Source organism: Pedobacter folensis (assembly GCF_056490665.1).
On the sequence record NZ_JBWJIF010000003.1, the window covers coordinates 430,056 to 442,130 of the forward strand.

The following is a 12,075-nucleotide window of genomic DNA, read 5'->3' on the forward strand; positions in this document are numbered from 1 at the left end:
AAAATGAAATATCTAAATCAAAATAAATTTATCCTTTATATCGCCCTGATTATTGCCTTGGGCTCGTCTTGTAAAAAAGGATTGGATTATGAAAACACAGGCGCGATAAATCCAAAGAATGTATGGACCGATTCTGTTTTAATCAAGTCTTATTTGAACGATGTATACAGCGGCCTTATGCCCGGATGGCCGCTTGGAAGTGGTGCGAATGCTGATGAGGGCATTAATGCATCTGGAGGGAACTTAAGTGGTTTCCAGAGGGGTATAGTCGATTTAGTAGCAAATGCGACCAATTTGAATTATACGAATATCGATAAAACCAATTATTTTATGGATCAGGTGAGGGATTTGCCCGAATCGGTAATCAACCCAAATACCAAAAACAGGTTAATCGGCGAGGCTAAATTTTGGCGTGCCTGGACTTACTGGGGGATGGTCAGCTCGGTAGGTGGGGTACCATTGATCTTAAAGACGCAAAACGGGAACGATGTAAACTCGCTGAAAGTAGCAAGGAGCAAAACATCTGAATGCGTTGCACAGATTATAAAGGATCTGGATGAGGCGGCTGCCGTTTTGCCTCCCAACTACAGTGGAGTTGATTACGGCAGGATTAACCGCGCTGCTGCGCTTGGTTTTAAAGCAAGGGTACTTTTATGGTATGCCAGTCCATTGTTTAACCCTTCAAACGATCAGGTCAGGTGGGCAAATGCCTATAATGCTGCCAAAGCCGCCGTACAGGCTGCAGATGCAGCGGGTTTTGGCCTGTTTGCCGACTATAGGCTAATCTGGTATTCGAGGAACAAAGAGCATATTATGACCAGACAATACTATTATCCGGATAGTTACATGAACTTTAACTCCATCAGGCCCCTTCCTTTTACAAACGGAAATACCAATACCGATCAACCTATATTACCTTTACTGATCGCTTATCCAAAGCGTGATGGTAGCCCTATGCAATTTGATAAAAACCAATTATCCAATGCAGCTTATAACCAGCAGTTTCTAACCGATTTTTACACCAATCGCGACGACCGGTTTTATGCAACCATTTGGTGTGGTGGTACGGTATACCCAACGCCTGATGTGAATACAATAGGTATGACCGCGCCAAGATCCCGTACTTACTGGCAAGCCTGGACCTGGAAAGCATCGGCAACGCCCAGCACTGTGCTCCCGGAGAAAAATACGACCTTATTTTCAGGCATTTCTCCGCTGGTTCAAAATGGAGATGAAAATGGCGTAACAGGCTTTTTCCAGCGTAAGGGTTTAGATACACTTATAGACAGAGCAGCGCTTGTAGGCGTGGCAGCTGGTGCTAAAAGCTGGTTCTCGCCAATGCGTTATGCTGAACTTCTCTTAATGCTTGCCGAAACTGCAAACGAAACAGGTAACAGTAACGAGGCCATAACGGCTTTATCTTCCATCCGTAAACGTGCGGGTATTGCCGCAGGCGTATCCGGGAAATATGGCATTACAGCAACCTCACAGACCGATCTTCGCACAGCGATTATCAACGAACGCCAGGTGGAACTCGCTTTTGAAGGTTTTAGATTTAACGATTTAAGAAGGTGGAGACGTTACGATATCCTGAATACCCAGACCACCAGGAGAGGTTTATTCCTGATGTTAAATAAAGGTGAAGCTTTGCCTGGAAATACAGACAACATTATGACTGCTGCGGTAAGGGCTAAATTCTCTGCAGTGATCGTAGAAAATCTGGATAAGACAGCTTCGGCTAATCAGACTTATAACCTTGATCTTAATCATTGGTTTAATGCTTTGCATCCAACGCAGATATCTGCTGAACCTGATCAGTTGCCACAGAACAAAGAATGGGGCGGCCCTTTTGACCCGCTACAATAAAATACAAATAATCAAGTAGGCGGATATAAAAAAGTTCGCCTACTTTTATACAACACAACACAAACACACAAATAAATACCTGAAATGCAAAATAATTCTTTAAATATCGCCGCAAAAGCTACTGTATTGCTAATGGTGATCAGCTGCTGGTTTTCGGTGAAGGGATATAGCCAGACCGAGTTTTCGACTGATTATTTTAAAATCAGGGTGGATAACAAAGGTTTCGTGACCAGCATGAAAAATAAGACTAAAGCCCCTTACCGTGAGTTTAGCCCGGCTGACAAACCCTCACCTTTACTGAGTTTATATAGTGATACCAAAAAAAAATACTTCGAACCCACTAAAGCGGTTTATATAAAAGATAAAAAAACACTCGCACTATATTATGCCAATGGTTCGGTGGCAAACGTTAAACTGGAGCCTAAGGCGAAATATTTTAAATTAACCTTGCTGTCACTCACTAACCGAAAAGGCATCGATGTGATTGAATGGGGCCCATTACACACTCAGATCAATAATCTGTTAGGCGAAATCATAGGTGTGGCCAGGGATACAAGTGCTGCTGTAAACTACTCTATTGGTATGATGGCATTAAATGATAATACCTTGGGTGGAAAAGCGGAAACCATTGGCGATGCTGCACCTTTTCAATACATTGTTCATACTCCTGATGCTAAGCGTTTTCCTTTGCCCTCGAACCTGCATGAAGGTCAGGTATTTACATTGGGCGGAAACGGGGTCAGCGATGTTGCATTTTATGCACATAAAGAACCCTGGTACCGCATCATGTATGGTAATGCGGCAACTGTAGATAAAAACGGGAGAATATCACTCGCTTATCAGTCAAGAGACCGTGGTTTTGAAAGAGAGGTTTACTTTTCGCTCATTCCTAATATGGCTGCGAACACGCCCAACCATTTACAGGTACAACCATTGCCAGGTGTAGATTATATCGGGTCATCGGTCGCCTTATGGGGAAGCCCTGACAGTACGGCTTTGCTGGATGTAATCCAGGATATTGTCTTGAAGGAAAAGCTCCCACATCCAACCATTAATGGAAAATGGATAAAAGACCCGGCTGCATTTGTTCCTGACCTCCTAACAAGTGGTAATTTAAATGATAGCACCATTTCTTATACATCCAGATTGGGCTTTAAAACCATAAGTTTATACGATCAGGGCTTCTTAAGAGCCGATCGGGGCAATAACGGTTATATCGACGGAAAGAATTTTGAGAAAAAGCCGATTAAATTAACAAGCGGAAGTGTTTCGCATAAGGAGTTTTCTGATATGGCAGCCAAACTAGGGATCAGTATCGGCAGGACTCCAATTACAAATGCTTTGGCCCCGGGCACCCTGGATGCAAGTCCAATCCCGAGCGATAGCCTGTGTTATCAGCAAAAACGCTTATTGGTGAAAAATATCAGCGCAACCGACACGGTTATTTTGGTAGACAACCCCACTTATCTTGATGAGATTGCCAGTTGGGAAGGTCATTGTGCCAACTTAAACATGATCAAAATCGGTAAAGAACTTATTCATTATATGGGCGTTTCAAAGGAGAAACCCTACAGGCTGTTGAATGTGAAGCGGGGATACTGGAAAACCACTGCCTCAAACCATGCCAATGGCGATACCATTTACAAACTTCAGGTAACGGTTAATTATGGATACGATGGGCTTATCCCGAATATGCAGCTGCAGGACAAAATCGCTGAACACTTTGCTGAAGTCTGCAAAGTCAATGGCATTTCTTATTACGATTTCGATGGCCAGGAGTTTTTGTTTAATAACGGACATGGTTATTATTCTACTAAACGTTTCTTTGGTAAAATGTTCGAAAAGGCAGCACAGTTGGGTGTCCCATATATTCGTTTCACAGGTGCTACCTTGTCTGAAGGATCCTGGCATTATCAAAGCATCTGGAATGTTGGGGGTGGGAAAAATCTATACGATGCTGAAACGCGCGAATGGGGCAGTACCACCAGTCAGGGAAAGGATCTCCGCGATGTATGTTATGCTAACTTTTTTCCTGTGGGTATGGGGGGTAACTTCCCAATCAATGCCAAATCCAAAGTTGAAGAATATGAGCATATACAAGCCATTTCAGTAGGTGTTGGTACAACATACAGTTTAAAAATGAATCAAAAGGACGTTGAAAGTTGTCCGCAGAAAGAAGCTATTTTTAAAGTAATAAGAACCTGGGAAAATGCAAGAGCCGCCAACGCTTTTCCACGAGCGGTAAAAAGACTGCTGGCAGACCCTGCAAATAGCTGGCAATTAGAACAGGTTGATAACAATAAATGGAAACTTTATCCAATTGCCAAAGGAGAAAGAAAAACTGTGATCAACTTAAACAGAGATGTGGCAGGAGGGTATTAAGTATTTCCAACGAATTTTGAAGTTCCCATCTTTAAGAGAATACGTTCCGAATATGTCCTCCTCTTTTGATTCCATCAATGGAAAGAGAAATGGACAACCTTACCACCCTCAATTTGAGGATGGTAAGGTTATTGTAGAAATAATTCTTTATTTTTGTGTTATACTTAATATCACATCCATGCACATAGAAACACGTAAATTACTTTTGATTGAGGAAATGCTCAAAGTAAAAAGTGAAGCTACTTTAGTTGCTTTGGAGAACCTATTAAAAGTTGCAAATAATAAAACGGTTAAAAAAACACCGAGCGTAAGAGATTTTTCGGGAATCTGGTCTAAAGCTGAAGCGGAAGAAATGGAACGTATTATCGCAGAATCCTGTGAAACAATCCACCCGGATGATTGGAAATAACCTTTTAGACACTAATATAGTGATCGAGTTATTTAAAGGAAACCCGACAATCACAACATTTCTTGAAACCTTAAAGGAGGAAATCAATATTCCTTTTGCTGTATTGGGAGAGCTTTGTCTGGGTGCCTACAGATCAGCTAATCATTATGCTTTAATCAAAGCAGCATTATTGCAAAAAGGTAAGCCAATACCGGAGAATGATATATGGATAGCAGCAATAGCAAAGCAATTCGACTTAAAATTGCATACAAAGGATAGGCATTTTAACGAAATTGATCTTATTAATTTACAAAGCTGGTGACAGATTAGCCAAAAGAATTTTACATATTATTTTTCTCCCTACCGCTTGTTTCTCTCGTGACATTCTCGATGTCGTATTTACGGAGTGGTATTTTTCGGTTTCCTGTCAGACCCAAGCGCCTACTTTTTGCTATTTCCCTTACCTGCTCGTTAAAGCTGAGATTTTACAGGAACGGTCATTAGCTGAATAATTTGGCTTTTTTAATATGCTCATTTTTAGCGCTATTAAATTTTATGGGAAAAATTGGGCCAACGTGACACTTTTTAATAATCTATTTTTAACCTGCTAATTATCAGTGGATAATGGTTTTCTGCTTGTGCGGATAGGCTTAATCTAACTATATTGTGAGACCATTATTGTAACAAAAAGGATGTGGAAAACTTTTTTGTGGTAAAAAGTGGTAAAAAGTGGTAGAACTATTTACTTTTACACTAGATAAAAAGTGTAGATACCACTATGACCCAACTTTTAGGAGAATTCGATTGTAAACTTGACGCAAAGGGCCGCCTTATGGTTCCCGCTGCGCTTAAGAAACAATTGCCTGAATCTGAGAAAGAAGGGTTGATTATTAACCGTGGTTTTGAGAAAAACCTGGTGATCTATCCAAAGAAAGTTTGGGATGCTATCGTTACCGATTTAAGCAAACTGAACATCTACGAAAAAAATAACCGTGAATTTATCAGGTCGTTTACCCGTGGTGCAACCGAGCTTTCGCTTGATGCAGCTGGTCGTGTGCTTTTGCCTAAATCGCTGGTTGATTATGCAGGTATCGGAAGCGATCTTGTGTTAGCTTGTCAGTTAGATCGTATCGAAGTTTGGGATAAAAAATCTTACGAAGATATTTTTGATGACGTACCGGAGAATTTTGCAAACCTTGCCGAGCAGGTGATGGGTGGTAAGAAAGGAGGTGCTGATGGCGAATAATTACCATGTTCCTGTAATGTTGCAGCCCTGCATTGATGGGTTGAATATCAAACCTGACGGCGTTTATGTTGATGTAACCTTTGGAGGTGGCGGTCATTCAAAAGAAATTTTAAAACATCTTGGACCGAAAGGGCGTTTGATTGCTTTTGATCAGGATCCTGATGCGCAGGCAAATATCCCTGCTGATGATCGTTTTATATTTATCGACCAGAACTTCGGTTTCCTGAAAAATAATCTCCGCTTAAAAGGATTTAAGCAGGTTGATGGTATCCTGGCTGATCTTGGTGTTTCTTCGCATCAGTTCGATGTGCCGCAACGTGGTTTTTCGATCCGTCATAATGCAGATCTGGATATGCGTATGGACCAGCACCGCGATTTAACCGCTGCTGAAATATTGAATACCTATACCGAAGATAAGCTGCATAAAATATTTGGGATTTATGGTGAAGTGAAAAATGCGAAATCTTTAGCGCGTGCTATTGTGACTTCGCGTTTGGAACAGCCTTTTACCGATATCGATAGTTTGAAATTAGCTATTGCTGGTTATATCCCGAAAGGAAAAGAGAATAAATATTTAGCGCAGGTTTTTCAGGCACTGCGTATAGAGGTGAATGCTGAAATCCAGGTGCTTGAAGATTTTTTACAGCAAGCCGCCGATGTGTTAAAACCTGGTGGTCATTTAGTGGTGATGTCTTACCATTCTTTAGAAGACAGGCCGGTTAAAAACTTTATGGCTAAAGGTAAATTTCAGGGTGAGGTAGAAAAGGATTTCTTCGGAAATCAGCAAAAGCCATTTAATGTAATTACACGCAAAGCGATAATTGCCACTGATGAGGAAATTGCTCAAAACAACAGGGCTCGCAGTGCGAAACTAAGAATTGCAGAAAAGATATGAACAGGTTTAGGGAAGAGATAGAAGAAGAGGTTGGGCCTGAACCAGAGTTAAAAGTTGCGCCCAAAAGGCCAAAAACTGCCGAAGAAAAAATGGATAGTAATTCATTTATCAGTAAGCTATTTAATGATGGATTAGTAAGTAAAGAGGCGGCAACTGATGCTTTGCCTTATTTGTGTTTTCTGGCGCTTTTGGGGATGATTTATATTGCCAATAGCCACTTTGCGGTAAACAATGTTCGCCGCATTGATAAATTAAATAAAGAAGTAAAAGAATTAAGATGGGAGTATAAATCCCTTAAAGCTGACCTGATGTTCAAAAGTAAACTGACAGAGGTTGCCAAAAAGGTAGATACCCTTGGGATAAAAGAACTGATTGAACCACCAAAAAAAATAATTGTTAAAAGCGATGAATATTAGAGCAAACATCTTGCTTCGTGTATATCTGGCATTTGGCTTAATTGTGCTTTTTGCTTTCGCGGTGTTTTTACGCCTCGGTCAGGTACAGTATGTGCAAGGGAAAAAATGGAAAGCTATGGCAGATAGTCTTTCTACACGATATGTAAGCGTGGAGGCTACCCGTGGGAATATTTATTCGAACGATGGTAGTTTGCTGGCTACTTCTATACCGGAATACGAACTGCGTATGGATATGTTTGCAGGTGGTATTGCTGAAGATAAAGTATTTAACGAAAAAGTAGATTCGCTGGGTTATAAATTAGCGCAGCTCTTTCAGGATAAAACCGCTAAAGAATATGCGCGTTACCTGCGTAAAGGACGTCAGGATAGTGCACGTTATTTGCTGATCCATCGTAAAGTAGGTTATGCTGATCTGAAAACCATCAGGACTTTTCCTTTATATAACATCGGCAAGTTTAGCGGTGGTTTAATTGCTGTTCAGCAGAACAAACGGATCCTTCCTTTTCAGGCTTTGGCGGCCCGTACCATTGGCTATAAAAATGAAAATGTTAAAAACGGTGTAGGTTTAGAGGGAGCATATAAAGAATATATCAACGGCGAAACCGGAAAAAGACTAATGCAGCGCATTGCCGGTGGGGTTTATGTTCCGGTAAATGAAGAAGCTGAGGTGGCGCCGAAAGATGGTGCCGATATCATTTCGACCATTGATGTAAACATGCAGGATCTGGCCCAGAGTGCATTGGAAAAACAGTTGATCAAATCGCAGGCCGATCATGGTACGGTGATTTTGATGGAAGTGGCAACCGGCGAGATCCGTGCAGTGGCCAATTTTTCTAAGGTTGAAGAAGGGGAGTATAAAGAGAAATTTAACTACGCCATCGCGGGTAATCAGGATCCGGGATCGACTTTTAAACTGGCCTCGTACATGGCGCTTTTAGAAGATAAACTGATCGATACCAATACCATGATCGGTACAGGGTATTATCAGATTCCAGGTAAACTGATTAAAGATTCGCACCCGAAAATTGAAACGGTTACCGTGAAAAAAGCATTTGAAGAATCTTCGAATGCGGCGATTGCGAAATTGATCAATATGCATTACGGCAGCGATCCGATGAAATTTACCGATCATTTATATGACTGGCATCTGAATAAAAAAATGGATTTGCAGATCCCGGGTGAGGCAATGCCGGTAATTAAAAATATTAAAGCCAACAGAAGCTGGAACAAAAACATGACCCTTCCTCAAATGGCTTACGGTTATGAAATGAATTTGACGCCATTAAAGATGCTTACGCTATATAATGCGGTAGCTAACAATGGTAAGATGTTGCAACCAATTTTCGTGAAAGAGATCAGAAGACTGGGTAATCCGATCGAGCAGTTTAAAGCCAGGGTGGTTAATGATAAAATCTGTTCAGATGTGACCTTGAGCAAGATCAGGAAAATGCTTGAAGGTGTGGTAACCGAGGGCAGTGGAAAGCAGGTTGTTTACAATCCGTTATATCCAATTGCCGGTAAAACGGGTACAGCTCAGGTGGCTGATGCCAATAAAGGATATAAGGGAAAAAAACAATATCAGGCATCTTTTGTGGGTTATTTCCCGGCTGATAAACCGAAATATTCCTTAATCGTGGTAATTAACGATCCGAAGGGTGCTTATTATGGTGCTTTGGTTTCTGGACCGGTGTTCAGGGAAATTGCCGATCGTATTTATGCGAGCGATATGCAGATGTACAACGATGTTCCTACCCGTTTGGTTGGGAATACCGGTACGCCGCCTACAAAAGCCGGACAGAGTAAAGCGACTCAGAAAGTGTATAAAGCATTTGGTTTTAAACCGCTTTTTGCTTCAAAATCTGAGTATTACAACATTATAGATACCAGTGCAGGAACAATTTTTCAGGAAAATAACGAGCGTAAAGGTGTAATGCCAAACGTGGCAGGTATGGGACTGAAAGATGCATTGTATCTGTTAGGCAATGCAGGCTTGAAAACGAAAGTTTTTGGTTCTGGAAAAGTAGTGAGCCAATCTATTATCGCCGGAACGAAGGTGGGTAAAGGATTGGGTGTACAAATAGAGTTGAATTAAGGTGTAAGGTGAAAGGTATAGGGCTTAAGTTCTTGCTGCTTGTTCCTAAATGCCTGATAATAAAAGAATAAAAATGCAATTACAAGATTTACTTTACGGCGTAACGATTAAAGAATTGGTTGGTAAAACCGATAGGGAAATCAATGCGCTGAATTTCGATTCGCGTAAGGTAGGTAAGGATGATGTCTTTTTCGCAATAGTGGGTACTTTGGCTGATGGGCACCAGTTTATCGGGCAGACCATTCAGCAGGGAGCGGCGGTAATTATCTGTGAGAATTTACCAGAAATCCAGGATTTTACCATTACTTATATTAAAGTAGAAAATACATCGGTTGCTTTGGGGATCATTGCTGGTAATTATTTTGGAAATCCATCAGCAGATTTAAAACTGATTGGTATTACCGGAACCAACGGGAAAACCACCATTGCCACCATTCTTTTTAAATTATTTAAAGATTTAGGGTATAAAACCGGACTCTTATCAACCGTAGAGAATTATATCAATGATACGGTAGTAGCAGCAACACATACAACGCCGAATCCAATTGCCTTAAACCAGCTTTTAAGAGAAATGGTTGATGCAGGCTGCGATTATTGTTTTATGGAAGTGAGTTCGCATGCTGTATCGCAACACCGGATCGAAGGACTGACTTTCTCTGGTGGGGTATTTTCGAATTTAACACACGATCATTTAGACTTTCATAAAACTTTTGATAGTTACCTGAAGGCTAAAAAGGCATTTTTCGATGTTTTACCGAAATCGGCATTTGCACTAACCAATATCGACGATAAAAACGGTGTGGTAATGTTGCAGAATACCAAAGCGCATAAAAAGACTTATGCACTTAAACAACTTGCCGATTTCAAAGCAAAAATTATCGAAAACCAGTTCAGCGGGCTGCATTTAGATATCGATAACGAAGATGTATACTTCAAACTGGTAGGCTCTTTTAATGCCTATAACCTGCTGGCCGTTTATGGAACTGCCATCTTGTTAGAACAGGATAAATTAAAAGTGTTGACTTTGTTGAGCCGTTTATCAGGCGCTGAAGGAAGATTTGATTATATCACTTCTGCCGATAAAATTATTGGTATTGTGGATTATGCCCATACGCCAGATGCGGTGCAGAATGTGTTGAGTACCATTGCCAATATCCGCAAAGGAACTGAACAGGTCATTACGGTAATCGGATGCGGAGGAGATCGTGATAAAACTAAACGCCCAATTATGGCCCAGGTGGCCTGCGATTGGAGTGATAAGGTAATTCTGACCTCTGATAATCCACGGACAGAAGATGCACAGACCATAATCAACGACATGGAAGCTGGGGTTTCGCCGACAAATAAGCGTAAAACCTTGTCCATTTTAGATAGAAGAGAAGCCATAAAAACAGCCTGCCATTTAGCGCAGCCAGGAGATATTATTCTTGTTGCAGGCAAAGGGCACGAGAAATACCAGGAAATTAATGGTTTAAGGAGCCATTTTGATGATAAAGAAATTTTACTTGAACAATTAAAACCAATCAGCTAATGTTATATTTATTATTCGAATACCTGCATAAGCATTATGATATACCTGGGTTGAGGTTGTTTCAGTACATCACTTTCCGTGCATCTATCTCTATTATTTTATCGTTGATCATTACCACCGTTTACGGACGTAGATTAATTGATTACCTGCATAAAAAACAGGTTGGAGAAACGGTAAGGAATTTAGGTTTAGAAGGACAGATGCAAAAACAAGGTACGCCAACAATGGGGGGTATCATTATTTTGCTGGGTATCCTGATTCCGACCTTGTTATTCGCCAATATTTCCAATATCTACGTCATCCTGATGATCATCACAACCATTTGGATGGGTGCAATTGGGTTTCTGGATGACTATATCAAGGTTTTCAAAAAAAACAAAGAAGGTTTAGCGGGCCGGTTTAAAGTGGTTGGTCAAGTAGGTTTAGGTTTGATTGTAGGTACGACCATGTATTTTCATCCCAATATTGTGGTAAGAGAAACGGTTCAGGATAATGTTAAGAGCACTTCTACGGTTCCAATGGTACTGCGCCAAAAAGGAGAAACCTTTTATTATACGCAAGATGTAAAATCGACCAAAACCAATATGCCTTTTTATAAGAACAATGAGTTCGATTATGCCAAGGTATTGAAGTTTTTAGGTGGCGATTATCAGAAATATGCATTTATCATATTCCTCATCTTTACTGTGTTTATCATTACAGCGGTTTCAAATGGGGCCAATATTACCGATGGTATTGATGGCTTAGCCACCGGAACATCAGCTGTAATCGGGATTACCCTTGGTATTTTGGCCTATGTATCTGGTAATACCATTATGGCCGATTACCTCAATATTATGTATATCCCGAACTCGGCCGAGCTGATGATTTTTGCCGGTGCCTTTGTTGGGGCCTGCGTTGGTTTTCTTTGGTACAACTCTTATCCTGCTCAGATTTTTATGGGCGATACCGGAAGTTTGGCCATTGGGGGTATCATTGCCGCATTTGCGCTCATGATCCGTAAAGAACTTTTGATCCCGATTTTATGCGGAATATTCCTGGTCGAACTGGTGTCGGTAATTATGCAGGTATCTTATTTTAAATATACCAAGAAGAAGTTTGGCGAAGGGCGAAGGATTTTCCTGATGTCGCCTTTACACCACCATTACCAGAAAAAAGGATATCACGAAGCTAAAATTGTAACCCGTTTCTGGATTATCGGAATTATGCTGGCCATTATGACCATCGTAACATTGAAACTAAGGTAAGTTAAGGTTGAA

10 protein-coding genes are annotated in these 12,075 nt (G+C 40.9%); all 10 read left to right on the top strand.

The window, feature by feature from the left end; all coding sequences use genetic code 11:
• Positions 1–3 precede the first annotated feature (3 nt).
• Positions 4–1,866, top strand: coding sequence for a RagB/SusD family nutrient uptake outer membrane protein (locus AC04QZ_RS16320; protein WP_478358650.1), 1,863 nt, complete (start codon positions 4–6; stop codon positions 1,864–1,866).
• A gap of 84 nt (positions 1,867–1,950) precedes the next feature.
• The gene (locus AC04QZ_RS16325; protein WP_478358651.1) at positions 1,951–4,248 is read left to right on the top strand and encodes a hypothetical protein; all 2,298 of its coding nucleotides are present in this window, start codon (positions 1,951–1,953) and stop codon (positions 4,246–4,248) included.
• Positions 4,229–4,657 (top strand): hypothetical protein, encoded by a 429-nt coding sequence (locus AC04QZ_RS16330; protein WP_478358652.1) that lies wholly within the window; start codon positions 4,229–4,231, stop codon positions 4,655–4,657. The genes AC04QZ_RS16325 and AC04QZ_RS16330 overlap by 20 nt, the downstream gene beginning before the upstream one ends.
• Positions 4,644–4,958, top strand: a complete 315-nt coding sequence (locus tag AC04QZ_RS16335) for a PIN domain-containing protein (protein ID WP_478358653.1) — start codon at positions 4,644–4,646, stop codon at positions 4,956–4,958. Before AC04QZ_RS16330 ends, AC04QZ_RS16335 begins: the two co-directional genes overlap by 14 nt.
• A gap of 456 nt (positions 4,959–5,414) precedes the next feature.
• Complete coding sequence (mraZ, locus tag AC04QZ_RS16340; RefSeq protein WP_086544998.1) at positions 5,415–5,882, top strand: division/cell wall cluster transcriptional repressor MraZ; 468 nt, start codon at positions 5,415–5,417, stop codon at positions 5,880–5,882.
• Complete coding sequence (gene rsmH / locus AC04QZ_RS16345; protein WP_478358654.1) at positions 5,872–6,777, top strand: 16S rRNA (cytosine(1402)-N(4))-methyltransferase RsmH; 906 nt, start codon at positions 5,872–5,874, stop codon at positions 6,775–6,777. Before mraZ ends, rsmH begins: the two co-directional genes overlap by 11 nt.
• On the top strand, positions 6,774–7,193 hold the full coding sequence (locus AC04QZ_RS16350) for an FtsL-like putative cell division protein (protein ID WP_478358655.1): 420 nt from the start codon (positions 6,774–6,776) through the stop codon (positions 7,191–7,193). Before rsmH ends, AC04QZ_RS16350 begins: the two co-directional genes overlap by 4 nt.
• Complete coding sequence (locus AC04QZ_RS16355; protein ID WP_478358656.1) at positions 7,183–9,285, top strand: penicillin-binding protein; 2,103 nt, start codon at positions 7,183–7,185, stop codon at positions 9,283–9,285. Before AC04QZ_RS16350 ends, AC04QZ_RS16355 begins: the two co-directional genes overlap by 11 nt.
• A gap of 73 nt (positions 9,286–9,358) precedes the next feature.
• Positions 9,359–10,816, top strand: coding sequence for a UDP-N-acetylmuramoyl-L-alanyl-D-glutamate--2,6-diaminopimelate ligase (locus AC04QZ_RS16360; RefSeq protein ID WP_478358657.1), 1,458 nt, complete (start codon positions 9,359–9,361; stop codon positions 10,814–10,816).
• On the top strand, positions 10,816–12,063 hold the full coding sequence (mraY, locus tag AC04QZ_RS16365) for a phospho-N-acetylmuramoyl-pentapeptide-transferase (protein WP_086545002.1): 1,248 nt from the start codon (positions 10,816–10,818) through the stop codon (positions 12,061–12,063). The genes AC04QZ_RS16360 and mraY overlap by 1 nt, the downstream gene beginning before the upstream one ends.
• Positions 12,064–12,075: the final 12 nt, after the last annotated feature.